This window comes from Streptococcus sp. IsoGale021, from assembly GCF_031142795.1.
Taxonomy (GTDB): domain Bacteria; phylum Bacillota; class Bacilli; order Lactobacillales; family Streptococcaceae; genus Streptococcus; species Streptococcus hominis.
Genome location: NZ_JAKZJH010000003.1, coordinates 141,404 through 167,001, shown reverse-complemented (window position 1 = coordinate 167,001; position 25,598 = coordinate 141,404). Strand labels below are relative to the sequence as shown.

Annotated in this window: 24 protein-coding genes and 4 pseudogenes; 22 read left to right on the top strand and 6 right to left on the bottom strand. The window is 37.5% G+C overall.

Going from position 1 to position 25,598, the window contains the following annotated elements; translation table 11 throughout:
• Position 1: 1 nt before the first annotated feature.
• Positions 2–964 (bottom strand): iron chelate uptake ABC transporter family permease subunit, encoded by a 963-nt coding sequence (locus tag RG565_RS03770; protein ID WP_003041111.1) that lies wholly within the window; start codon positions 962–964, stop codon positions 2–4.
• Entirely contained in the window at positions 957–1,910 is a 954-nt protein-coding gene (locus RG565_RS03765) for an ABC transporter permease (RefSeq protein WP_247936958.1), read from the bottom strand. Before RG565_RS03765 ends, RG565_RS03770 begins: the two co-directional genes overlap by 8 nt.
• A 230-nt stretch (positions 1,911–2,140) precedes the next feature.
• Here RG565_RS03765 and RG565_RS03760 point away from each other — a divergent pair, with 230 nt between their 5' ends.
• The 15 genes and pseudogenes from RG565_RS03760 (at position 2,141) to RG565_RS03690 (ending at position 16,047) form a co-directional block, all read left to right on the top strand.
• Positions 2,141–2,974: a DegV family protein gene (locus RG565_RS03760; RefSeq protein ID WP_049534555.1), complete on the top strand. Its 834-nt coding sequence runs from the start codon at positions 2,141–2,143 to the stop codon at positions 2,972–2,974.
• A 128-nt stretch (positions 2,975–3,102) separates the two neighbouring features.
• A complete protein-coding gene (locus RG565_RS03755) occupies positions 3,103–3,378 on the top strand; it encodes an HU family DNA-binding protein (protein WP_003023726.1) in 276 nt (91 codons plus the stop codon).
• Positions 3,379–3,557: 179 nt separating this feature from the next.
• On the top strand, positions 3,558–4,019 hold the full coding sequence (locus tag RG565_RS03750) for a Fur family transcriptional regulator (RefSeq protein WP_049534552.1): 462 nt from the start codon (positions 3,558–3,560) through the stop codon (positions 4,017–4,019).
• Between the two features lie 140 nt (positions 4,020–4,159).
• Complete coding sequence (locus RG565_RS03745) at positions 4,160–4,852, top strand: phosphoglycerate mutase (protein WP_022525049.1); 693 nt, start codon at positions 4,160–4,162, stop codon at positions 4,850–4,852.
• A 155-nt stretch (positions 4,853–5,007) separates the two neighbouring features.
• On the top strand, positions 5,008–7,068 hold the full coding sequence (gene pbp2b / locus RG565_RS03740; RefSeq protein ID WP_247937033.1) for a penicillin-binding protein PBP2B: 2,061 nt from the start codon (positions 5,008–5,010) through the stop codon (positions 7,066–7,068).
• Between the two features lie 10 nt (positions 7,069–7,078).
• Positions 7,079–7,675: a recombination mediator RecR gene (gene recR, locus RG565_RS03735; protein ID WP_021001926.1), complete on the top strand. Its 597-nt coding sequence runs from the start codon at positions 7,079–7,081 to the stop codon at positions 7,673–7,675.
• Positions 7,676–7,807: 132 nt separating this feature from the next.
• A complete protein-coding gene (locus RG565_RS03730) occupies positions 7,808–8,854 on the top strand; it encodes a D-alanine--D-alanine ligase (protein ID WP_021001925.1) in 1,047 nt (348 codons plus the stop codon).
• A 131-nt stretch (positions 8,855–8,985) separates the two neighbouring features.
• Positions 8,986–10,356, top strand: coding sequence for a UDP-N-acetylmuramoyl-tripeptide--D-alanyl-D-alanine ligase (gene murF, locus RG565_RS03725; protein WP_049516659.1), 1,371 nt, complete (start codon positions 8,986–8,988; stop codon positions 10,354–10,356).
• Positions 10,346–10,897 carry a DUF1697 domain-containing protein gene (locus RG565_RS03720; protein WP_021001923.1) on the top strand — a complete coding sequence of 184 codons (552 nt, stop codon included), beginning with the start codon at positions 10,346–10,348 and terminating at the stop codon, positions 10,895–10,897. Before murF ends, RG565_RS03720 begins: the two co-directional genes overlap by 11 nt.
• Positions 10,898–10,900: 3 nt before the next feature.
• Positions 10,901–11,599 carry a TIGR02206 family membrane protein gene (locus RG565_RS03715; RefSeq protein WP_003023748.1) on the top strand — a complete coding sequence of 233 codons (699 nt, stop codon included), beginning with the start codon at positions 10,901–10,903 and terminating at the stop codon, positions 11,597–11,599.
• A gap of 6 nt (positions 11,600–11,605) precedes the next feature.
• Positions 11,606–12,286: pseudogene (locus tag RG565_RS03710) on the top strand (YwaF family protein).
• 124 nt (positions 12,287–12,410) lie between these two features.
• Positions 12,411–12,809 (top strand): annotated as a pseudogene (locus RG565_RS03705) (helix-turn-helix transcriptional regulator); the annotation flags it as partial.
• A pseudogene (locus RG565_RS03700) lies at positions 12,786–13,051 on the top strand (hypothetical protein). The pseudogenes RG565_RS03705 and RG565_RS03700, both read left to right, overlap by 24 nt.
• Positions 13,052–13,273: 222 nt before the next feature.
• On the top strand, positions 13,274–14,818 hold the full coding sequence (locus RG565_RS03695; protein ID WP_003041312.1) for a peptide chain release factor 3: 1,545 nt from the start codon (positions 13,274–13,276) through the stop codon (positions 14,816–14,818).
• A 320-nt stretch (positions 14,819–15,138) separates the two neighbouring features.
• Positions 15,139–16,047 (top strand): magnesium transporter CorA family protein, encoded by a 909-nt coding sequence (locus tag RG565_RS03690; RefSeq protein ID WP_003030058.1) that lies wholly within the window; start codon positions 15,139–15,141, stop codon positions 16,045–16,047.
• A gap of 23 nt (positions 16,048–16,070) precedes the next feature.
• Here the strand turns inward: RG565_RS03690 and RG565_RS03685 are convergent, their stop codons facing one another.
• Positions 16,071–16,469, bottom strand: coding sequence for a hypothetical protein (locus RG565_RS03685; protein ID WP_003030057.1), 399 nt, complete (start codon positions 16,467–16,469; stop codon positions 16,071–16,073).
• 278 nt (positions 16,470–16,747) lie between these two features.
• On the opposite strand from RG565_RS03685, the gene RG565_RS03680 reads away from it, so the two are divergent.
• The gene (locus RG565_RS03680) at positions 16,748–18,304 is read left to right on the top strand and encodes a DEAD/DEAH box helicase (RefSeq protein WP_022525047.1); all 1,557 of its coding nucleotides are present in this window, start codon (positions 16,748–16,750) and stop codon (positions 18,302–18,304) included.
• Positions 18,305–18,368: 64 nt separating this feature from the next.
• On the opposite strand, the gene lacD is transcribed toward RG565_RS03680, so the two are convergent.
• Entirely contained in the window at positions 18,369–19,319 is a 951-nt protein-coding gene (lacD, locus tag RG565_RS03675) for a tagatose-bisphosphate aldolase (RefSeq protein WP_003030055.1), read from the bottom strand.
• 170 nt (positions 19,320–19,489) lie between these two features.
• On the opposite strand from lacD, the gene RG565_RS03670 reads away from it, so the two are divergent.
• The gene (locus RG565_RS03670; protein WP_003030054.1) at positions 19,490–20,236 is read left to right on the top strand and encodes a DeoR/GlpR family DNA-binding transcription regulator; all 747 of its coding nucleotides are present in this window, start codon (positions 19,490–19,492) and stop codon (positions 20,234–20,236) included.
• A gap of 135 nt (positions 20,237–20,371) precedes the next feature.
• Here the strand turns inward: RG565_RS03670 and lacB are convergent, their stop codons facing one another.
• Together lacB and lacA are read right to left on the bottom strand one after the other, a co-directional pair.
• Positions 20,372–20,890, bottom strand: coding sequence for a galactose-6-phosphate isomerase subunit LacB (lacB, locus tag RG565_RS03665; RefSeq protein ID WP_247936960.1), 519 nt, complete (start codon positions 20,888–20,890; stop codon positions 20,372–20,374).
• An 18-nt stretch (positions 20,891–20,908) separates the two neighbouring features.
• Positions 20,909–21,340 (bottom strand): galactose-6-phosphate isomerase subunit LacA, encoded by a 432-nt coding sequence (gene lacA, locus RG565_RS03660; protein WP_059220965.1) that lies wholly within the window; start codon positions 21,338–21,340, stop codon positions 20,909–20,911.
• Positions 21,341–21,505: 165 nt separating this feature from the next.
• Between lacA and RG565_RS03655 the strand changes: the two genes are divergently transcribed.
• The 5 genes and pseudogenes from RG565_RS03655 (at position 21,506) to RG565_RS03635 (ending at position 25,554) form a co-directional block, all read left to right on the top strand.
• The gene (locus RG565_RS03655) at positions 21,506–21,985 is read left to right on the top strand and encodes a PTS sugar transporter subunit IIA (protein ID WP_022525046.1); all 480 of its coding nucleotides are present in this window, start codon (positions 21,506–21,508) and stop codon (positions 21,983–21,985) included.
• Positions 21,986–22,008: 23 nt separating this feature from the next.
• The gene (locus RG565_RS03650; protein WP_003023769.1) at positions 22,009–22,314 is read left to right on the top strand and encodes a PTS sugar transporter subunit IIB; all 306 of its coding nucleotides are present in this window, start codon (positions 22,009–22,011) and stop codon (positions 22,312–22,314) included.
• A 121-nt stretch (positions 22,315–22,435) separates the two neighbouring features.
• Complete coding sequence (locus tag RG565_RS03645) at positions 22,436–23,911, top strand: PTS galactitol transporter subunit IIC (RefSeq protein WP_204982646.1); 1,476 nt, start codon at positions 22,436–22,438, stop codon at positions 23,909–23,911.
• 78 nt (positions 23,912–23,989) lie between these two features.
• The gene (locus RG565_RS03640; RefSeq protein ID WP_247936961.1) at positions 23,990–24,922 is read left to right on the top strand and encodes a 1-phosphofructokinase family hexose kinase; all 933 of its coding nucleotides are present in this window, start codon (positions 23,990–23,992) and stop codon (positions 24,920–24,922) included.
• Positions 24,923–25,020: 98 nt separating this feature from the next.
• A pseudogene (locus RG565_RS03635) lies at positions 25,021–25,554 on the top strand (isoprenylcysteine carboxyl methyltransferase family protein).
• Positions 25,555–25,598: the final 44 nt, after the last annotated feature.

The window sequence follows — 25,598 nt, the reverse complement described above, 5'->3', positions numbered from 1 at the left end:
TCTAGCGTTTTGCCTCCTTAGCTAAAAGATAAAAGAAGAATAGCCCTCCGACAAGCTCAATGACCATGCTGACATTGATTTGGAGCTGAAAGACGCGCTCTACCAGCATTTGCCCAGTGGTCAGAGAAAGAAAACCGAGTAAAATTGCTACTGAGAACAACCATTTGTGTTGGTATTCTTTGATTAACAGATAGGCTAAATTGGACATCATAAAGCCGAAGAACATCATAGGTCCAACGAGAGCAGTTGTCGTTGAAGTCAGCAAAACAATTGCCCATAGTATCTTTTTTTGCTCTTTTTCAACTTCTACACCTAAAATAGTCGCTGTCTTTTTATCCAAATGAAAAACATTCAAAATAGCGTTCTTCTTTAACAAATACAAACCTGCTAGTCCAATGATGATTGTAGCGACAGATAGAATATCCATATTCATTCGTTGAAAGGAAGGAAAAAGTTTTGTCTGCAGTTTATCATATTCGTTAGGATCCATTAGCACTTGCAAGAATGTACTAGCGCTTCTAAATAGCGTCCCTAGTGCCATACAAATCAATAAAATAAATAGAAATCCTTGCTGGAGTAGCTTTTTTAATGCAGGTTGCAGGCAGAAAAAGAAGCCGCACTGTATGAGTAAGACTAAGATAAACTCAAGCAAAGGATGACTGGTATTGCCGATGAATTTGCTAGCAAAGAAAAGATAAATCGTCTGCATAAAGACATAGAGAGATTCTATTCCAAGAATGCTTGGTGTTAAAAAACGATTTTCTGTGATTGCTTGAAAGCTGATTGTAGCAAGACTTCCAGCTATGGCGACTAAGAGATAGGCTAGTAACTTTTGCAAGCGCAATTTCATAATAAAACCTGTTAAAGGATAGTCCATCGGCATGAGATATAACAAGCCACTCAAGCTGGCTAACAAAAGCAATAGAAGTAAGAGATTTCTTGTTTGACTCTTCATTTTATTCATGAGCAGCACCTCGCCACAAAAGATACACGAACGCCAAACTACCCAAAATTCCTAAAATCAAGCTGACGGAGACTTCGTAGGGACGAATGACTAGACGCGCTACAATATCACAGGCTAAGATGAGACAGGCACCAGTTAATGCGGTCAGTCCCTTAATGCGCGTGATATGGTCACCATAAAATTTCCGAATGATGTTTGGAACAATGACTCCGATAAATGGAAGAGAGCCGACTGTAATCATCGTCACACTTGTTGTCAATGCAATGAGAAACAACGTCATTCCCTCCATTTGGTAAAAGGAAATGCCTAGATTATGACTGGCGTCTTCCCCTAGATTCATAATGGTAAACGTGGCTGATAGTTTCCATACCGCAATCAAGATGATTAAGCTTAAAAATAACCATTCATATTGATGTTTCTGAATCATGGAAAAAGAGCCTTGTGTCCATGAAGCCATGCTTTGGATAAGATCAAAACGATAAGCAATGATTTCTCCAGCTGCGCTAATCACCCCACTATAAATAATTCCGACAAGCGGTAACAACCATTTTTCTTTAAATGAGAATTTTCTGATAAATCTAATAAAAATAATTGTAAAAAAAATAGCAGATACAAAAGCAAATAGCATTTTTTGCGCTAATGTGGCTGACGGAAAGAAAAATAAACTGAGCAACATACCAAATTTCGCAGCCTCGACCGTTCCAACTGTACTAGGAGCAGCAAAATGATTTTGTGTAACAGTCTGCATAAGAAGCCCGGCAATGCTCATACTAGAGCCTGCTAGGAGAATACTAATTGTCCTTGGCAAGCGTGACTCCCAAAATAGCAGCCCGGTCTGCTTATCTCCATATAGCAGTTGCCACCACGAAAAGTGGCTAGAACCAACTGTAATTGAAATCATAACCTGAGCAAGACAAAGAATTCCTAAAAATTTTGTCTGTTTCATTTATCAACCCTTTCTTAAAAGCAATTGCTTCAGCATGATACATCACTAGGCTAACAAAAAAATAAAAGACTGTCAATTATTTTCTGAAAATTTAATAATTATGTCTATTTAGAAAAGTAAGAGGTTCTTACACAACTTTTACATATTTTATCCAGAAAAATTATTCCACAAAAAGTTATTTTTTTGATATAATAAATTAAATAGATAAAATTTATAAAAGTAGGAAAACCATGACAAAAATCAAAATTGTAACGGATTCATCTATTACGATTGAACCGCAAGTTGTAGAGGATTTAGAGATTACAATCGTCCCTTTGTCTGTAATGGTAGACGGTGTTGTTTATTCAGACGCTGACTTAAAAGAAGGAGAATTTCTTCATTTGATGCAGTCAAGTAAAAATCTACCGAAGACCAGTCAACCACCAGTTGGTGTTTTTGCAGAAATCTTTGAAACACTCGGAGAAACTGCCGATAAAATCATATCTATTCATATGTCGCATGCTTTATCTGGAACGGTCGAAGCTGCACGTCAAGGTGCAACCTTGGCAAATGTGGATGTAACAGTGATTGATAGCTCCTTTACGGATCAAGCATTGAAGTTTCAAGTGGTTGAAGCTGCAAAACTAGCAAAAGAAGGTGCAGACTTTGATGCTATTTTAGCAAAAATCGAAGAAGTGCGCGAAAAAACAGAATTGTATATTGGTGTTTCAACGCTTGAAAATCTTGTAAAAGGCGGTCGTATTAGTCGTGTGACTGGTCTTCTCAGTTCGCTGCTTAATATTCGAGTGGTTATGCAAATGAAAAACCACGAATTACAACCGATTGTTAAGGGGCGTGGTGTAAAAACCTTTAAAAAATGGGTCAATGATTTAGCTGAAGGCTTAAAAGATAAAAAAGTGGCTGAGATTGGAATCTCGTATGCAGGGACTGCTGAGTTGGCAAATGAGATGAAACAGGTGTTGCAACAATTTGTGACAGCTCCGATTCCTGTTTTAGAAACGGGTTCTATTATCCAAACACATACTGGGGAAAATGCTTGGGCAGTTCTTATTCGCTATGAATAAGTTGGATATTTTCGGAAAGATAGAAAAAAGTTCGTTTTGTGCTTGACCTAATAGTAATTTTTAGATATGATAATACTTGTTAGAGTTAGTAACTGCTAACTCATAAAATTTTTTGGAGGATTTGTTAAATGGCTAACAAACAAGATTTGATTGCAAAAGTAGCAGAAGCTACAGAATTGACTAAGAAAGATTCAGCAGCAGCAGTTGACGCTGTATTTGCAGCAGTAACTGAATACCTTGCAGCTGGTGAAAAAGTTCAATTGATTGGTTTTGGTAACTTTGAAGTTCGTGAACGTGCAGCTCGTAAAGGTCGCAACCCACAAACTGGTGCAGAAATCACAATTGCAGCTTCTAAAGTACCAGCATTTAAAGCAGGTAAAGCTCTTAAAGACGCTGTTAAATAATGCAATTTTTAAAAAAACCTATTGTTTCAACGTTTCGGCGTTGAACAATAGGTTTTTTTCTTGTAAAAGGGCAGATAAGGAGACTAACTTTATCATTTGCATTTATTTGCAATCATTCTAAATACGCATTTTCCTATTTTCGTGATATAATAAAGGAAAAAATTATGAGCAGGTAGGAAATGAAGTCACATCCTTATTTAGAACTCACGGTTCAAGGTGATTATGAAAACGTTATTCAACGATTGAAAACAAAGGGAGTCCGTATTACAGAGACTAGAAAGGCAGTCATTGACTATATGATTCGGACGCATGAACACCCAAGTGCGGAAGCAATTTATCATGATTTACTTCCTGACTTTCCTAATATGAGTTTAGCAACAGTTTATAATAATCTCAAAGTTTTGGTGGAAGAGGGCTTTGTAGAAGAAATTAAGATTAGCCATGATAAAACGACTTATTTTGATTTTATGGGGCACGAACATCTGAATGTTGTCTGTGAAAAATGTGGTCGAATTGCAGACTTTGAAGATGTAGATATACCTGATTTGAAGCGCGAAGCTGAAGAACAAACAGGTTATAAAATTACAAAGACACAAGTCTTGATGTACGGAATTTGTCATGAGTGCTCGAAAAATAGTTAAGGAATTGATGTATACGCTTGAATAAAGTAAATTATCAAAAATCAAATATTCTCCCACTGATACTGGATTTTTTTGAAAAAATTTTGTAAAATATAGTAGTGACTGTGAGACAGTTTTCAAAAATCAAAGGAGAATTTCTAATGGTAAAATTAGTTTTTGCTCGCCACGGTGAGTCTGAATGGAACAAAGCAAACCTCTTTACAGGTTGGGCTGATGTTGATTTGTCTGAAAAGGGAACGCAACAAGCTATTGATGCTGGTAAATTGATTAAAGAAGCTGGTATTGAGTTTGACCAAGCATACACATCTGTTTTGACACGTGCTATTAAAACAACAAATCTTGCTCTTGAAGCAGCAGATCAACTTTGGGTACCAGTTGAAAAATCATGGCGCTTGAATGAACGTCACTATGGTGGTTTGACAGGTCAAAACAAAGCTGAAGCAGCTGAAAAATGGGGTGACGAACAAGTTCATATTTGGCGTCGTTCTTATGATGTATTGCCACCAGCTATGGCAAAAGATGATCAATATTCAGCACATACTGACCGTCGCTATGCAAACCTTGATGACTCTGTTATTCCAGATGCAGAAAACTTGAAAGTAACCTTGGAACGTGCTCTTCCATTCTGGGAAGATAAAATCGCTCCAGCTTTGAAAGACGGTAAAAATGTATTCGTAGGTGCACATGGTAATTCTATCCGTGCCCTTGTAAAACATATCAAACAATTATCAGATGATGAAATCATGAATGTGGAAATTCCTAATTTCCCACCGCTTGTATTTGAATTTGATGAAAAATTGAATCTTGTCAACGAATACTATCTTGGGAAATAAGCCCAATAAAATATTGTAAGCTCTGCGTAAGCAGGGCTTTTTAATATCATGCAAAGCTTTCATTTTTTAGCTGTGTATTTTATCAATTTTTTCCATTTTCCACGACTTCATTTAGGTGGATTTATGGTACAATAAAAGATAGCATTTTGACTAGAATGAGAGATACCATGTCTAAGAAAAAAAGAACATTTAATAGCCATTCAATCCCACGACGCTTGAATTTATTATTTGGAATTGTGATTTTACTGTTTATGAGTTTGATTGTGCGTTTGGGCTATATGCAGGTTATCCATAGGAGTTTTTATACAAAAAAATTAGCGACAGCTAGCAAGACTAAAGTGACGACCAGTTCGGTTCGTGGTCAGATTTATGATGCGAGTGGGAAACCGTTGGTTGAGAATACAACTAAGCAAGTTGTCTCTTTCACACGTAGCAACAAAATGACGGCTGCAGAGATTAAAGAAATTGCTCAAAAATTGCTTCCATTGGTTTCTATTTCCAACGCAGATGTTACTGAGCGTCAACAAGTAGATTATTATTTGGCAGACAGCGAGGTTTATAAGAAGGTCGTTAATCAGCTGCCTAAAAATAAAAAATATGGTACAGATGGAAATCGTTTGGCAGAGTCTAAGATTTATAATAATGCTGTTAAGAGTGTTGATGTAGCAAAGTTAAACTACTCAGATGAAGATAAAAAAGCTATTTATTTGTTCAGTCAGATGAATGCTATTTCTAATTTTGAAACGGGAAATATTCGTACGGATAATTTATCAGCTGATCAGATTGCGACAATCGCCTCTAGCTCGAAAGAACTGTCTGGTATCAGTATCACCACCAGCTGGGACAGGAAAGTGTTGGATACTTCTTTGGCTTCTATCATCGGAAGTGTTTCAAGTGAAAAGGCAGGGCTACCCGCAGAAGAAGTGGATACTTATTTGAAAAAAGGATATTCCCTTAATGATCGTGTTGGGACGAGTTATTTGGAAAAACAATATGAGTCTACACTTCAAGGAAAACGCGCAGTCAAAGAAATCAATCTTGATAAAAATGGAAATATGGAAAGCGTGAAAAATATTTCCAATGGTAGTAAGGGAAATAATTTAAAATTAACAACAGATTTAGCTTTTCAGAACGGTGTAGAAGACATTTTGAGAAAGTATTTTAGTGCGGAATTAGCGAGCGGAAATGCGACATATTCTGAAGGGGTCTATGCTGTTGCGATGAATCCTAAAACAGGTGCTATTTTAGCCATGGCTGGTCTGAAGCACGATACCAATACAGGAGAACTAACAACAGACTCTCTTGGAACGATTATGAACAACTTTGTACCGGGTTCTGTGGTGAAAGGAGCTACTTTAACAGCTGGCTGGGAATCTGGAGCCATCACAGGAAATCAAGTCATGACGGATCAACCAATTTCTTTTGGAGGCTCCTCTGCCATCACTTCTTGGTTCACACAATATGGAGCTCGTCAAATTACGGCTTTAGAGGCACTAGAATATTCATCCAATACTTATATGGTTCAACTAGCTTTAAATATGATGGGAACGCCTTATACGCCCAATATGGCGATTGATTTGACGAATTTGGATTCCTCTATGGACAAATTGCGTAAAGCTTTTGCTCAATATGGTTTGGGAGCATCTACAGGAATTGATTTACCAAGTGAATCAGAAGGTTACACACCTAAGAAATATACGTTTGCGAACTACTTAACCAATGCTTTTGGGCAGTTTGATAACTATACTCCAATGCAGTTGGCGCAATATGCTGCAACGGTGGCTAATGGCGGTACTCGTATTGCACCACACTTAGTAGAAGGAATTTATGACAATAATGAGATGGGTGGTCTTGGAAAGCTGATTGAATCCAAGTCAACCAAAGAGCTGAATAAAGTTGATATTTCAAAAGAGAATATGGATTTGATTCAACAAGGTTTTTATCAAGTAGTTCATGGTACAAGCGGATTTACTACAGGGCGTACTTTGTCACAAGGTGAAGCAGTGTCGATTAGCGCCAAAACAGGGACAGCAGAAACCTTCGCGGGTGGAAAGGAAGCTATTAATACGAATGTAGTGGCTTATGCGCCAAGTAACAACCCGCAGATTGCAGTGGCAGTTGTGTTCCCGCACAATACAAACTTATCATCAACCGTTAGCCATAGTATAACTCGTGATATTATTAACTTGTATCAACAACAACATCCAATGAATTAGAAAGGATACTATGCTTTATCCAACACCGATTGCAAAATTGATTGATAGCTTTTCTAAATTACCAGGAATTGGTATAAAAACAGCAACGCGTTTGGCGTTTTATACGATTGGTATGAGTGATGATGATGTCAATGAATTTGCTAAAAATTTGCTTGCAGCAAAACGTGAGCTGACCTATTGTTCTATTTGTGGTAATCTAACAGATGATGATCCTTGTGCTATCTGCACCGATGAGACACGGGATCAATCTACTATTTTGGTTGTAGAAGATAGCCGAGATGTTTCTGCTATGGAAAATATTCAAGAATACCATGGCTTGTACCATGTTTTGCAGGGATTGATTTCTCCTATGAATGGTATTGGACCAGACGACATCAATCTGAAAAGTCTCATTACACGGTTGATGGATAGTGAGGTAACGGAGGTAATTGTGGCAACCAATGCGACAGCAGATGGGGAAGCGACTTCCATGTATATCTCGAGGGTGTTAAAGCCAGCTGGTATCAAGGTAACGCGCCTGGCTCGTGGATTAGCAGTTGGTTCTGATATTGAATATGCAGACGAAGTAACACTGCTTCGGGCTATTGAGAATCGCACAGAATTGTAAAAAAGAAAATAGAGCTTTCCTTTAAAAGAAAATGGAAGCTCTTTTTCTATTCAAAAACAATCTAAAATATGATATACTAAAAAGCGATTAAATTTGTAAATTTCTTTTAAGATAAGAAGGTTAGGTATAAAAATGGCAAAACAACAAATTATTCTCCTTTACGGTGGTCGTAGTGCCGAACGAAAGGTCTCTGTCTTATCAGCGGAGAGTGTCATGCGTGCGATTGACTATGATAAATTCTTTGTGAAGACTTATTTTATCACACAAGCGGGTGACTTTATCAAGACGCAAGAATTTTCAAGCAAACCTGCTGACAATGAAAAATTAATGACAAACGATAGTGTTGTTGAAAGTCAAAAGATTAAACCAAGTGATATTTACGAAGAAGGGGCAGTTGTGTTCCCCGTTCTTCATGGTCCAATGGGAGAAGACGGGTCTATCCAAGGATTTCTTGAAGTGTTGAAAATGCCTTATGTGGGTTGCAATATCCTTTCTTCTAGTGTTGCTATGGACAAAATCACGACAAAACGAGTGTTAGCTTCTGCTGGCATTCCGCAAGTTCCCTATGTAGCAGTGATTGAAGGGGAAAATATAGACGAAAAGATTGCAGCAGTAGAAGCCAATCTAACTTATCCAGTTTTTACAAAACCGTCAAATATGGGCTCTAGCGTCGGCATTTCTAAGTCTGAAAATCAAGATGAATTGCGCTCTGCTCTTGAATTGGCTTTCAAATATGATAGCCGTGTCTTGATTGAGCAAGGTGTCAATGCGCGTGAAATTGAAGTTGGTTTACTTGAGAATGAAGGAGTCAAAAGCAGTTTGCCAGGTGAGGTAGTGAAAGATGTTGCTTTCTATGACTACGAAGCCAAGTACATTGACAACAAAATCACCATGGATATTCCTGCAAAACTCTCTGAAGATGTCATTGCCACTATGCGACAATATGCAGAAAAAGCTTTCCATGCTATTGGCGGTGTTGGTTTAGCTCGCTGCGATTTCTTTTATACTGATAAGGGCGAGATTTTCCTTAATGAGCTAAATACGATGCCAGGTTTCACTCAATGGTCGATGTATCCGCTGCTTTGGGAAAATATGGGCATTTCTTATACAGATTTGATTGAGAAATTAGTTCTCTTAGCGCAAGAAACATTTACAAAACATGAAGAGCATTTGTTGTAAGACAAGATTGAAAGAGCCAAAAGGTTCTTTTTTCTATTGTTTTAGTATGTCTTTGGCGAGTGTGTGTAAAAGTAGGTTATTCTGTGGTATAATGAGAGAGTTAGAGAAATTTAAGACATATAGGTGAAAAAATGCAATTAACGTTCTATGAAGTAGCTTCTGTATTGAAAGCACAAAATGATGTTCATCAATTTCCAGATTGTACATTTGGAAAGGTAGAATTTGACAGCCGATTGATTGGAGAGGGAGACTTGTTTTTTCCTCTTAAAGGAGCACGTGACGGGCACGATTTTATTGTGACGGCATTTGAAAATGGTGCTGCGGCAACCTTGTCAGAAAAAGAATTGGACGACTATCCTTATATTTTAGTTGATAATGTGTTGGCAGCATTGCAGCGTTTGGCACAGTATTATCTGGAAAAAATGAAGGTAGATGTCTTTGCAGTTACGGGTTCTAACGGTAAGACGACGACTAAAGATATGCTGGCTCACCTCTTGTCAACAACTTACAAGACTTATAAAACGCAAGGAAACTACAATAATGAAATTGGTCTTCCTTATACGGTTTTACACATGCCAGATGACACCGAAAAATTGGTTTTGGAAATGGGGCAAGATCACATGGGGGATATTCACCTTCTGTCCACAATTGCGCAGCCAAAAGTAGGTATTGTGACGCTGATTGGCGAAGCGCATTTAGAATTCTTTAAAAGTCGTTATGAAATTGCAAAAGGAAAAATGCAAATTGTCGACGGCATGAAAGACGGGGCTCTTTTGGTTGTTCCAGCGGACAAGATTATTAATGATTTTCTACCGAGCCAGCTAAATGTAGTCCGTTTTGGTCCAGACGAAGATATTTTCCTAACGAAATTAGAAGAACGAAAAGATAGTTTGAGTTTTGAAACCAATTTCTTAGATAACGCCATTGACCTTCCAGTAACTGGAAAATACAATGCAACAAATGCCATGATTGCAGCTTATGTGGCATTGAAAGAAGGAGTAACACAAGATAAGATCCAAAAAGCATTTGCCACGCTTGAATTAACACGAAATCGCACCGAGTGGAAGAAAGCTAAAAATGGTGCAGATATCCTTTCAGATGTTTACAATGCCAATCCAACCGCTATGCGATTGATTTTAGAGACATTTTCAACGATTCCGTTTAATGAAAAAGGTCGGAAACTGGCAGTTTTAGCTGATATGAAAGAATTGGGGGCTGATTCTAAACAAATGCACGGTGCCATGATAACCAGCCTAAATCCAGAAATTCTCTCAGAAATTTTCCTTTATGGAGAGGACATGGCTGCTCTATTTGCCTATGCTAAGGAAATTTTCCCGCCTGGGAAAGCCCATTATTTTGTAAAAAATGCTGAAAAAGATCAATTTTCTGACTTAGTAAAAGCTGTTAAAGAAGCACTCAAACCAACGGACCAATTGCTGATAAAAGGAAGTAACTCTATGAACTTAGCTAGTTTAGTGGAGAAATTGGAGAATGACGGATAACAATAAAGTACAGTATCTTGCCCTCCTTCGTGGCGTGATGCCAACAGGACCAAATCGGATCCCTAAGATGAGTGATTTGGTTCAAATGTTGGAACAATCTGGTTTAGATAATGTTTCAAGTTATATTCAATCAGGTAATGTGATTTGCGAAACAAGCCTACCAGCTGAAGAATTAGCACAACACATGCATCAGGTGATATTGGAAAGCATTGGTGCAAATTTATCCATTATCGTAAAAGAAAAGTCCGATTTAGAAAGGGCTATTTTAGGAAATCCCTTTTCTGAGGAGTTGGATTCGTCACGGATTCATCTCGTTTTTACAAACAATTACATTTCAACGGAGCAATTGGCAGAACTGCAAGTAATGAACTTTATGGACGAAATATTTGCAGTTGGAACTGCTTGCCTTTATATGTATTTACCAAGAGATGCCAAAAAAAAGAAGTTAAATAATAATTTTCTTGAAAAGAAGTTAGGTATTGTCGCCACAACAAGAAAGCTGAGTGTTATCAAAGAATTAAGTAATAGGATGGTTGAGTAGGAGATGAATCTACAAGAATTTTTTACAAGTCATAAAACGGAGGCCCCTCAATTAACTCCATTTTGGTATGGAATGATGTTTTTAGGAATCATTTATGTCATGTATAGTGCTGTAAAATATCATAAAAACAGGCGCTATCAGAACTTTTTGAAAGCTGTACAAGGTTTACAAATTTTAGTGCTTTATGGCTGGTATATTGTGACCTTGTCACCAATTTCTGAATCACTTCCTTTTTATCATTGCAGATTGGCGATGTTTGCTGTTTTGCTACTGCCTGATTCTTCAACCTATAAACAGTATTTTGCGCTTTTAGGAGTATTTGGACCTATTTGTGCATTGGTCTATCCTTTATTTGACCCATTTGCTTTTCCTCACATCACTTTAGTCTCCTATTTGATTGGTCACTATGCTCTTTTAGGAAATTCTCTCACCTATTTGCTGAATCATTATGATAGCGAGTTATTGAGTTTACGGCGAATTGGAGAGATTAGCTTTAGTATGAATCTTTTATTACTATTTGTAAATTTGGTGAGTGGTGGAAATTATGGATTTTTGAAAGTACCACCTTTAGTTGGAAGTCATGGAATGATTGCTAACTATATTTTTGTTTCATTGATCTTGATTTTAGCAATTTTCGTGGTTTCTCTGATCTTTAAACAAATTAGACGAGAACAAGGAGAAACAGTAAGACAGGAAAATTAAGCTATGCTGAATGATTTTTTAACGACTCAAAAGACAGCACCGCCTCCCATTTCTGCTATGGGCTATGTGACGATGATAGGAATTCTCTTGTTCCTCATTTATATTTCAGTTCGCTATGCGCAAACCCCACTGTATCAGAAAACTTTTAAATATTTACAAGCTTTTCAATTAGTTATACTTTATTCTTAGTATTTTGGTTTCCATATTTCATTTGCAAATAATCTGCCTTTTTATCATTGCCGCTTAGCCATGTTTGCCATGTTGCTGCTGCCAGATAAATGCCGAAGCAAGCAGTATTTTGCACTTTTAGGTGTCAGCGGGGCAATTTTTGCCATTGGTTATCCAGTTTTTGATCCCTATGATTTTCCGCATCTCACCAGCTTTTCTTTTCTTCTGGGGCATTACTGTCTCTTGGTTAATTCGCTGGTTTATCTTATCAACCACTATGACAAGCAGCTGTTGGAGAAGTATGAGATTGTGGGCTACACATTTGCTTTGGATTTGTTTTTAGTTGGTGTCAATGCCGTAACTGGTGGAAATTATGGATTGATGACTCATCCCCCGATTATAAAAGGAGACCGAATCTGGGTGAACTACGTACTTGTCTCACTGGTTCTGGCCACCACTTTGCTCCTTTTTGATGAATATTTTAAAAGGCGATGGAAAAAGCAATCAAAATTAGTTTAAAGCTTTAAGCATTACATCTTCTGTCAAGTTTATTTGGCAGGATTTTTTCTAAATGTAAAAAAAATTTTGCTAGATTTTATAAACGAAAATAGTAAAATAAAGGTAGAAAGATAGGAGAGGGATAATGGAAATTGGGAAAAAATTAAAAGAAGCACGTCAGATGAGTGGTTTGACACAAGAAAATGTCGCAGAAAAATTAAATGTATCTAGACAAACCATCTCAAATTGGGAAACAGAAAAATTTTATCCGGATATTTTGTATGTTTTGCAGTTAAGTGATTTGTATTAGGTTAGTTTGGATGAATTGCTGAAAGGATATGAGCGCATGATTCAGCACTTAGAGGATTCGACAAACGTTGTAAAGAGCAACAAAAAGATTTTGCTGGCCTTTATATGTAATATTTGTCTCTTGTTTCTTTTCTTTATTTTTATCATTCCAATTTCTAAGAGTTATCTGCTGACCTTGATTGGTTTACTCGTCGTAACAAATGGGCTGTTTGTGTATCAATTGTTTAAACTAGTTGAATTAGACGCTGCGGTTCGCGTGGGATGAAGCATCCTAATTTCTGGGGAGTTTTGGCAGCTGGCGGTCAACGGGGAGAAGGCTTGATTTTGTACTTATTAAACCGAAACAAGGCTGTTTTTTCCATGACGACAGAAGAAAAAGAAGAACTTCAAATGAGGAAACAACGGATTATCTATTTACTGGTTTTAATCGTTATATTGGTAATTTTTCTCTTTGCTAGTGTGATTGTGAGATTCTAAAATGTAGTCTCTTATATCAAGAAACTGCGTCTTATAATTATGACTATACAAACAAAGGAAGCTGAGTCTTTTGCCCCAGCTTCTTTATATGTTCTAAGCAATTGAAAAAATCCTTTAAATCCGCTATAATAGGTAAGTTGAAACAAGTTAGGAGTAGTCCAATGTAATAAGAATTTTCACAGAAATCGAAAGAAAAAGTATAAAAAAGAAAAAGAGGACAAAATGACGATTCAAGACGAAATTAAAAAACGCCGAACTTTTGCGATTATCTCTCACCCGGATGCAGGGAAGACCACGATTACAGAGCAGTTGCTTTACTTTGGAGGCGAGATTCGTGAAGCGGGTACGGTCAAGGGTAAGAAGACCGGGAACTTTGCAAAATCTGACTGGATGGATATTGAGAAGCAGCGGGGGATTTCAGTGACCTCTTCTGTCATGCAGTTTGACTATGCCGGAAAACGGGTCAATATTCTTGATACGCCTGGGCACGAAGATTTTTCAGAAGATACCTACCGCACTCTCATGGCCGTGGATGCCGCAGTCATGGTGGTGGACTCTGCCAAAGGGATTGAGGCTCAGACTAAAAAGCTCTTTGAAGTTGTCAAACACCGCAATATCCCAGTCTTTACGTTTATCAATAAACTGGACCGCGACGGGCGTGAACCCCTTGATTTGCTGGAAGAATTAGAAGAAGTACTTGGCATTGCCAGCTATCCGATGAATTGGCCAATTGGGATGGGGAAATCCTTTGAAGGTCTCTATGATTTGCACAATCAGCGACTGGAGCTTTATAAGGGTGATGAGCGCTTTGCCAGCATCGAAGAGGGAGAAAAAATATTTGGCAACAATCCATTTTATGCTCAGGTTTTAGAGGATATTGAACTCCTACAGGAAGCAGGAAATGAATTTTCACAGGAAGCTATTTTTAATGGGGAATTAACCCCTGTCTTCTTTGGTTCAGCCCTGACCAATTTTGGAGTGCAGACTTTTCTTGACACTTTCTTGGAGTTTGCACCAGAACCTCACGGACACAAAACCACAGACAATCAGGAAATCAGCCCGCTGGATAAGGATTTTTCAGGATTTGTCTTTAAAATCCAAGCCAATATGGATCCAAGACACCGTGATCGCATCGCTTTTGTCCGCATCGTATCGGGCGAATTTGAGCGCGGCATGAGTGTGAATCTGACCCGTATCAAAAAAGCTGTCAAACTCTCAAATGTCACCCAGTTTATGGCTGAGTCACGTGAAAATGTAGAAAATGCGGTGGCTGGAGATATTATTGGAGTTTACGATACCGGCACTTACCAAGTTGGCGATACCTTGACTGTCGGTAAAAACAAATTTGAGTTTGAACCGCTTCCAACTTTTACCCCGGAAATTTTCATGAAGGTTGCAGCTAAAAATGTCATGAAGCAAAAATCTTTTCACAAAGGGATTGAGCAATTGGTACAGGAAGGAGCTATCCAGCTTTATAGCAATTACCAGACTGGTGAATATATGTTGGGAGCTGTTGGTCAGCTTCAGTTTGAGGTCTTCAAGCACCGCATGGAAAATGAATATAATGCCGAAGTAGTCATGACACCCATGGGCAAAAAGACTGTTCGCTGGATTTCACCAGATGATCTGGACGAGCGAATGTCCTCAAGTCGCAATATCTTAGCCAAAGACCGCTTTGACCAGCCAGTCTTTCTCTTTGAAAATGACTTCGCCTTGCGCTGGTTTGCCGATAAATATCCAGATGTCAAGTTGGAAGAGAAGATGTGAGAGCGTTAAAAATCCGACAGAAAATTAGGAAATCTGGAGAAGAAGCAATTGCTTCTAGGAGGATTTATCTATTTTCCGAGGATTTAGTTTGAACTCAGTTAAAGAAAATGTGAGACTTGCACGGCATATGAGCAAAGTTTGAAAATTACGCTATTATTCGAGCTTTCTCATAATAATTTTTGAAACAGAACTGGGTTTTAAGTGAGTTTGTTTGTTAGAATCTTAAGCGTTTAGATAGATAAAGAAGTGTAATAACGATTGGTGAAGAATTGAGCATCTTTTTCAATTCTTTATATTAAAAGTCAATAAAGGAGAAAAGGGTGTTTATTGAAAAAGAATTAAAAGATGGAATGTCTTGGATAAACTTAGATGCAGATATTTTAAGTCAACATCCAGATTCTTATAAGGAATACAATATTGATGAAGAAACGATAGAGTACGCGTTAGATAAAAATGAACGAGCACACATGGATTACAATCGTGAAACAGGAACAGTCGTTTTTATTTTCAACGTATTAAACTTAAAAAGGGATAAGGATTATTATGAAACTATTCCTATGACCTTTATTGTACAGAAAGATAAACTCTTAACAGTTAGCAATAAAGCAAATACTTATGTTGTAGATATGATGAAAAATTATGTTGAACACCATGAGCCTGTAACAGTTTATAAATTTCTATTTGCTAGTTTAGAATTAGTGTGTAATTCTTATTATCCTGTAATTGAAAAAATGGATGAAACAAAGGATAACATCAATAGTCTATTGCACAAAACAACCACTAAGAAAAATCTCTTTGCTTTAGCAGACTTGGAAACTTCCATAGTCTACTTGGTAGCAGCTGCAAAGCAAAATCGTATGCTGTTAGAGCACATTAAAGGACATGCACTTTATCGTCATTTAGATGAAATTGAAAAAGAGCAGTTTGACGATGTCATGATTGAAGCTCGCCAATTAGTAGCAATGACAGACTTGATTTCTCAAGTTCTCAGTCAATTGTCAGGTTCTTACAACAATATTTTGAACAACAATCTGAATGATAATTTGACTGTTTTAACAATCATTTCAGTCCTCCTAGCAGTCCTAGCAGTTATCACGGGATTCTTTGGTATGAATGTGCCACTTCCGTTGTCTAATGATAAAAATGCTTGGATTTATATAGTTATTATCAGTCTTATTCTTTGGATTGTATTGACCAAAGCTTTGAAATGGTTGGCTAATAAAAAATAAAAATGATGTAGCCTTACCCCAATTTAGGACCTAGCTTCATCACTTTTATTTCTTTTTTTGCTTTCCAAATACCAGCCCAGCAGCCGGAGCAGAACCAAAAAATAGTTTTCCAGCCAGCCTAGAAGGTTGGCATTATTAGGCAGTTGTAGGTAGCCTAGCAGATAGTTGGTTCCAAAACCTAGCCCGCCAAGAATTAGTGCTAAGAGTACTAGACGCAGATAAAACCAGTCATATTTAATGAGAACACCAATCAGCAGAGGCAGAAGGGCTAAGTTCCAAAAGTCGATTTCTCGCTGCCAGTAGACGGAAAGACCGTAAGCTGAGTCAGAACCTAAAAGTTGGGGTTGGAAAATTTGAATAACAGCAGCCCCTAGCATGGCTACAATCAGTAGGATAAAGGCAAAGCGTAAAAACTTATTCATAGTGACTCTTTTTTATTTTTTTTCATTATAAAAGAAAATAGTACATTTTCAAGTTAAATCTTATATCAAAAAAGAAAGTTAGCAGAAATCCTATCTTTTTATCATTCTTTGTGTTATACTAGATAAGTTACAAAATAGTCAGCTTTCTCAGTTGCTTTTGGCAAGTAATTAAGATAAAGTCTTTTCTATTGGAATACTGGTATCAAATTTACTGAATGAGAAAGCAAAATATGTTTTATAAGGTAGCTTCGCACTACCTTTTTAGAAAGAAGAAAAAATTGAAATTTAATGAATTACATTTGTCTGCTGAATTGTTAGCAGAAATTGAAAAAGCAGGCTTTGTTGAAGCCAGTCCAATCCAAGAACAAACAATCCCGCTTGCTATGGCAGGGAAAGATGTGATTGGACAAGCTCAGACTGGTACAGGAAAGACAGCTGCTTTTGGTTTTCCAACTCTCGAAAAAATTAACACAGAAAATCCTGTTGTTCAGGCTTTAGTCATTGCACCAACTCGTGAATTGGCTGTTCAAAGTCAAGAGGAACTCTTCCGCTTTGGTCGAAGCAAAGGAGTGAAAGTTCGCTCGGTTTATGGTGGATCTAGCATTGAAAAGCAAATCAAGGCTCTCCGTTCAGGCGCGCACATTGTCGTTGGAACTCCAGGACGTTTATTAGACCTCATTAAGCGCAAAGCACTGAAACTCAATCATGTAGAAACGCTAATTTTAGACGAAGCGGATGAAATGCTCAATATGGGTTTCTTAGAAGACATTGAAGCAATCATCTCACGCGTGCCGGAAGAGCGTCAGACCCTTCTCTTTTCAGCTACTATGCCAGATGCTATCAAGCGGATTGGCGTGAAGTTTATGAAAGAGCCAACACATGTCAAAATTGCAGCAAAAGAATTGACAACAGAACTGGTGGATCAATATTATATCCGTGTAAAAGAAAATGAAAAATTTGATACCATGACACGTCTCATGGATGTGGAACAACCAGAACTTTCTATCGTTTTTGGGCGTACCAAACGCCGAGTTGATGAATTGACTCGTGGACTTAAAATCCGTGGTTTCCGCACAGAGGGGATTCATGGCGATTTAGACCAAGGAAAACGTCTCCGTGTTCTTCGTGACTTCAAAAATGGTAATTTAGATATTCTTGTTGCAACGGACGTCGCAGCACGTGGATTGGACATTTCTGGTGTCACGCATGTTTACAATTACGATATTCCACAAGATCCCGAAAGTTATGTGCATCGTATCGGACGGACAGGTCGTGCTGGGAAATCTGGTCAATCCATTACATTTGTTGCACCAAATGAAATGGGGTATCTTCAAGTCATTGAAAGCTTAACTAAAAAACGGATGAAAGGTATGAAGCCAGCAACGGCAGAAGAAGCCTTTCAAGCTAAGAAAAAAGTTGCACTCAAAAAGATTGAGCGAGATTTTGCAGATGAAAGTATTCGCAACCAATTTGAAAAGTTTGGCAAAGACGCTCGCAAGCTGGCAGCTGAATTTACACCGGAGGAATTGGCTTTATATATATTGACCTTAACCGTACAAGATCCAGACACTCTACCAGAAGTAGAAATTGCGCGTGAAAAGCCATTACCATTTAAGTATGTTTCGGGAGCTAATAAAGGCAATCGTAACAGCAAAAATGGGCGTCGTAGTAATGATCGTCGTGACCGTACTAATGGGCGTGACAATTACAAAAAGGGTGGTCGCCACGATCGCTTTGACAAAGAAAAGCGTTACCGCAAAGACCACAAAAAACCTCGTAATACTTCAAGTGAGAAGAAAACAGGATTTGTCATCCGTAATAAAGGTGATAAGTAATTATACAATAATAAAAAGGCGAATAGAAGTTCGTCTTTTTATGTTTTTATAAGGAGATACAAAGTTATTTAAATACAATAGGCGTAGCAGTCTCTTGGAGAACTGCATCTAATTCAACGATATTTTGTTTACCTATTGTTTCAAGCCATTTAATTGTAGCAGCTTCGCCACCTTCTTGATAGGCTTTGGTAGCACCAGCCCAAGTTGCACGACCGCAAAGGACACCGTTGAAAGTTGAGCCGGATTCCTTAGCAAAGCGAAGTGTATCTTGGAAAAGCTGTGCGGATACTCCAGCAGATAAGAAAATAAATGGAAGAGAAGTGGCATCACTTTGTTCTTTGTAGAAGGCAGCAGCTTCTTCTTTGGTGTAAAGAACTTCATTTTCTGCGAATCCTTCAACATATTTCATATTGACTGGAACTTCAACTTTGAGAACATCTACACCAAATCGTTCTTGTGAGTAAAGCTTCATTGCTTCAATGACTTTGCGAGGTTTGAGTTTAGCATATTCTTTTTCATCCGTCACCTTGGCATCGTAAGAAACTAACTCAAGGAAAAAAGGTATGTCTTCTGCTTTGCATTCAGAAGCTATTCGCTCAATAAAGGCTTCTTTGACGTCATTGACTGCTCTATCTTCGTCAATATCTATATAGAGTAAGACTTTCACAGCATCAGCACCGTTTGCTTTGAGACGTTGGACGGAGACATTTTCGACGAGGTCAGGATAGCGACCGGGAACAGTTTTGTCATAACCTGTTTTTTCATAGGCAACTAATAATCCAGCGTTTTTATCACGAGCTTCCGCCGCTTTCCAACCTAACTCTGGATCAAGAAGGATAGAAGAAGCGTATTTTGTTAAGTATTTCGAAACTAGCACTTTAAAGGTTTCCAATTGCTCAACTGGAGTGTCTTCACCAAGCATACGACGCAAAGCCCCTCGTTGGTCAATAGCCAAAGCGCCGATAATTCTGTTTTTATCACATAAACGTTTTAATTTTTCTTGTTTTGTTGTCATCTTTAGACTCCTTTTGTTTTGTATAGTTTAATTATAGAATACAAATAAAACAAAGTCAAACAATATTTTACAAAAATCAAAAAAATATTGTTTTTAATTTTTCAAAATGAATAAATTGTTGTATAATATATTTGAGGAATAAAATTATATAAAACTAGAAAGGAGACAAAATGAAAGAAGGACGGCATAGAGTGATTCTCCAAGAATTGGATCAGCAAGGAGTGGTTTCTGTCAAGAAATTAAAAGAGTTACTAGATGTAACAGATATGACAATACGTCGTGATTTGATTGACTTGGAAAAGCAAGGTTTGTTGACTCGTGTTCATGGAGGAGCTCATAAAAAAGTAAAAAATGGCTTGAACGAAGCCTCCCATACTGAAAAAACAATGTTAAATATTGAAGAAAAACGAACAATTGCTCAAAAATGTGCCAATTTGATTTTTTCTGGTGATACAGTTTTTATCGGTTCGGGAACAACGACGGATTTTATCGGAGATTATTTGGCTGATAAAAGTGTGAGTATTGTGACAAATTCGCTTCCTATTTTTGAAAAATTAAAAGATAATCCCAATTGTGACATTATTCTGATTGGCGGTCGTTATCGGGTGAAAACACAAACGTTTGTCGGACAATTTGCTAATAAATTATTGAAAGAAATCAAAGTTTCTAAAGCATTTATTGGTGTCAATGGAATTGACGGTCATAATGTCACGACTGCCAATGAAGAAGAAGGAAATGGCAATGCCATTATCTTGAACAATGCGATTGAAAAGTACATTGTGGCAGATAATAGCAAATTTGACAGCTATTCTTTCTATTGTTTCTATCAGTTGGATGGTTTGGATGCAGTAATCACAGATGATCATATCTCACCAAAGGTCAAGGAAAAGTATAAATCATATACAAATGTTTTATAGTTAATATTTTTATCACCTGTTCATATAGGAGCAGGTGATTTTTGTTTTGTATCTTTCGTGCGGTATTGATACATCCTATTAAAAAACAGGCCTCGTCCATATTAGACTGAGCCTGATTTTCTGAGTATTGAGTTTTTAGTCGTGGTATTCACCGCGAGCCCATTTAGCATTTTCTTCATCGAAAATATGGTTATTTTTAGCGATTTCAGGGCTAACTTCAATGCTATTATCGATTTTTTCAATCAATTGTTTGTTGGTTTCTGTTGGTTCATACTCTGTTTCAAGAAAGACATCAACGATATTGTGAATAAGATTTTGACCAAGAATACGTCCACCAAAAGCGATGATATTTGCATTGAGTTCTTTCTTTGCATAGTGTGCGGTTAGAACGTCACCAACAAGAGCTACACGAGTACCGGGAACTTTGTCAGCAGAAGCAGAAATACCGACTCCTGTACCGCAAAGGGCAATTCCAAGATCAGCTTTTCCTGAAACAACATTTTCTGCAATCAGACGACCAAAGATTGGGTAATGAGTCCGGTGAAAGTCGTAGGTTCCGACATCAATGACTTCATGACCGAGGTCTTTTAAATGTTCAGAAATTTTCATTTTTGTATCTGTTACGATATGGTCACAGCCGAGAGCGATTTTCATAATTTTTCCTCCTACCCTTTAACATAATTTATTAAGCATATCAATGCGAACTTGGTGACGCCCAGCATCATAGTCAGCTTTTAAATAAGCTTCTGCACAGGCATTTGCCAATTCTTCACCGAGAATAGCTGTACCGAGAGTGATAATGCGTGTAGAATTGTGGCGAATGGTCATCATGGCAGAATGCTCATCTGAAACAGCAGCACAAATGATCCCACGGTGTTTATTCGCAACCATATAAGAACCAACTGCAAAACGGTCAAACAAAATACCACGGGCAGTATCATCTTTTCGTAATTCTTCAACAAGAGCGTCTGTCGAGTCGACAAAATCAGCAGCACCTTCTTGTTCGTTGAGATCTTTAATGTCATAACCAAGTTGGAGTAAATGAGTTTTTACTTTATTTTTTAACTCAAAACCATCACGGTCTGTACCTAGTATAACTTTCATTGTTATACCTCCTTTTTTTATTTCACAACAACATCATAACATCTCACACAAATATTGTCAAACAAAAAATAACATAAAAAAACAAAACAAACTATTGACACCGTTTACATATAATGATATACTTTGTTTATAAACAAAATAAAACAAAATAGAAGGGGGAATATGATGGAACTTTATCAGTTATTCGATAAAGATTTAGTCTTTTGTCTGCAAGCCGACAGTCAGGAAGACCTTTTTAATCAAGTTGCTGACCTTCTTGAAGATAGACACATTGTAACGTCTTCTTATAAGAATGCCTTAATTGAACGAGAGAAGTCCTTTCCTACGGGGCTGGACATGGAATTTTTAGGGAAAGATTTGCCGAATGTAGCAATTCCGCATACGGATATTGTTCATAATTTAGCAGAAAAAGTGGTTGTAGTCCGCTTGGATCAGCCGGTGACTTTTCATAATATGATTGTTCCGTCAAATGAAGTACAAGTATCGCTTTTGTTCTTCATTATCAATAATTCTAATGCCAGTCAAACGAATATCTTGGCTCAATTGATGGACTTCTTTACTGCTGACGGCAACCTAGAGTCCTTATCCAAGTTGGATGAGGAAGATAAACTATTTCATTATATATCGGAAACAATAAATCATTAAAAATAAAAATGGAGGATTTTACAATGATTAAAATTTTAGCAGCCTGTGGAGCAGGGGTAAACTCAAGCCACCAAATCAAAAATGCTCTTGAAGAAGAACTTTCAAATCGCGGCTATGATGTCCAATGCGATGCGGTAATGGTCAAAGATGTGAATGAAGACTTGATAAAAGGTTATGATATTTTCACCCCAATAGCAGCCACGGATTTGGGATTTGAACCGGGGATTCCTGTTATTGAAGCAGGACCAATTTTATTCCGTATTCCAGCCATGAGTGCACCAGTATATGACAATATTGAAGCAGCTATTAAGGAACATGGACTTAGTTAAAGTAATTCATTAGAAAAAATGAAAAATTGAAACGCTAGATAAAAACAATTTTTATCTACTGAAATAGTTATTTCACTTTTCGTTCACTATCTTTCAAAAAATAAAATCGGGAGGATTTTTTATGAATGTCATTATTGACTTAGCCAATCGCTTCTTTAAACCCATTTTAGATATGGGGGCACCAATTATCATGTTGATAGTCTTAACGGTGCTTGCTTTATGCTTTGGAGTGAAGTTTTCCAAAGCTTTAGAAGGCGGTATTAAACTTGCCATAGCTCTTACGGGGATTGGTGCTATTATCGGTATGTTAAATGGCGCTTTCTCGGCTTCACTTGCGAAATTCGTTGAAAACACAGGAATTCAACTTAATATTACAGACGTTGGTTGGGCACCATTGGCGACGATTACATGGGGTTCTGCTTGGACGCTTTACTTCTTACTCATTATGCTCATCGTTAATGTCGTGATGTTAATTACGAAAAAAACGGATACCTTAGATGTTGATATTTTTGATATTTGGCATTTATCAATTACAGGTCTATTGATTAAGTGGTATGCGGATAATAATGGTGTTAGCCAAGGTGTGTCGCTCTTTGTAGCAACGCTTGCAGTCGTACTTGTCGGAGTAATGAAAATTATTAACTCTGACTTAATGAAACCAACATTTGATGACTTGCTTAATGCGCCTAGCTCCTCGCCAATGACCTCTACTCACATGAACTACATGATGAATCCAGTTATCATGGTTTTGGATAAGATTTTTGATAAATTCTTCCCTTGGTTGGATAAATATGACTTTGACGCTGCAAAATTGAATAAGAAAATTGGTTTCTGGGGCTCTAAATTCTTTATTGGATTTATCCTTGGGATTGTGATAGGGATTATGGGAACGCCACATCCAGTATCTGGCATTGCCGAAGCAGCAAAATGGTCACTTGTTATCAAAGGTTGGTTGTCTCTTGGTTTGACAGCTGGTGTCTGCTTGGAATTGTTCTCACTTATTGGTTCTTGGTTCATCGCGGCAGTAGAACCTCTTTCACAAGGAATTACAAATGTTGCAACAAAACGTCTTCAAGGACGTAAATTCAATATTGGACTTGACTGGCCATTTATCGCAGGTCGTGCAGAAATCTGGGCATGTGCTAATGTTTTAGCACCAATTATGCTAGTAGAAGCAGTCCTTCTTTCTAAAGTCGGAAATGGTATTTTGCCACTTGCTGGGATTATTGCAATGGGGGTTACTCCAGCGCTTCTGGTTGTTACACGTGGTAAACTCATTCGGATGATTGTATTTGGAACTCTATTGCTTCCGCTCTTCCTTCTATCTGGAACCCTTATTGCGCCATTTGTTACGGACTTAGCGAAAGGCGTAGATGCATTTCCTAAAGGGGTAGCTAGCACACAATTGATTACCCACTCTACTCTTGAAGGTCCAATTGAAAAATTACTTGGTTGGACAATCGGAAATGCTACAACAGGCGATATCAAAGCTATCTTTGGTGTTATTGTCTTTCTAGTGTTCTATATTGGTATCTTTGCTTGGTATAGAAAACAAATGATTAAGCGAAATGAAGAATACGCTACAAATGCAAAATAGAATAATAAGATAACAATAAGCTAGACTATTCCTTTTGAAATAGTCTGGCTTTTGATTGAAAAAAAGAAAGGAAGAAACATGATTCATTTAGTTTGTCCAAATCCAGCTTTGGATCGGACAGTTTTACTTAGTCATTTTAAAGAAGATGTGGTCAACAGACCAAATCAAGTGCATGAGAATGCTGGCGGAAAGAGTTTTAATGTGGCTTATGTCTTGAATTGCGAGAAGGGCGAAGAGCAAGGAAATTTTTGCATTCATACAATGTTAGGTGGCAAAATGGGCGAATATATTCAACAATTAAATGAAGAAGATGGTATTCCGCTCGTTGTGACAGAGGTTGATAAAAATACGCGTACTTGTACAATTATGATTGATACAGAATTAGGAAAGACCTATCTTGTGTATGAAGCTGGATTTGAGCTGAATAAGGATTTATTAGAACAATTCACCACAAATCTTATAAAGCACATTCAACCTGGCGATAGCGTTGTGTTTTCTGGCTCTTTGATGAAAGGGATGCCAGATGATTATATTGCACAAATTGGTCGTCTTTTGCCAGAAGATGTGAATTTAGTAGTAGATACAAGTGGTGCCGCACTAAAAGCAGCTTTCACAGCACAGCCTGACATTGTAAAAATTAACGATGAAGAATTAGCAGAATTAACAGGATGTCCAGTTGAAACTGCAGAAGAAGCAGCAAAACTTCTCAAAGAATATACTAAAATTCCTTATTTCATTGTGACAATGGGAGGAAAAGGAGTCGTAGCACGCCTGCAGGATGATATTTTCCAACTGACGTTTCCAGCAATTCATGTCAAAAATCCTATTGCATCAGGCGACTTTTTCCTTGGAAGTCTCTGCCATGCTTTAGAAAGTAAGGGGAGAGTTGATAGAGAAGCTGTCATTCGTGCCTGTGCTTATGCAACAGCTAACTGCCTGCAATGGACTCCAAAAGTAGACCTAGCCGATGTAAAACGAATTGTAGACGAAATCGAACTAACAACTTTGTAAATTCTTTCTACAGTTTATATGATATTTTTTGAATGTATTGACTTAGAAAATCCCCTCTTTATATAATAAAATAGATTATTTTATTATAAGGAGGTCGTATGACTTTATCAGGACTTATTGTTTTAGCGGTATTTGTATTTCGGTTGGTATTTCTAAAAATATCGATGAAGAATGAGAAAGCGATATTGGCAAATGGTGGGCGCGAATATGGCGTGTAAAATACCAAGTATATCACTATTCTTCACATTTTATTTTACCTTTCTTGCTTTGCTGAAGCTACGATACGTCAGGTTCGGTTTGACGCGCTTAGTGCTATAGGATTTGGACTGTTGCTATTTTCAATGTTTATGCTCTATGTTGTGACACAGCTCTTAGGTGAAATTTGGACTGTAAAATTAATGCTGGTTAAGAATCATAAATTTGTTGATCACTGGCTTTTCCGCTATGTGAAACATCCCAATTATTTCTTGAACATCGTTCCAGAGTTGATTGGTTTAGCATTACTTTGTCATTCACTAATTTCATTTTGTATTCTATTTCCTCTATATGCGGTAGTTTTGTATAATCGCATCAAGGAAGAAGAGAAATTACTCAAAGAAGTCATTATCCCAAATGGTATTGCACAGAAGTAAGCTATTTTTTTAAGTATAAAATGAAAGATTTTAAATTTACACAA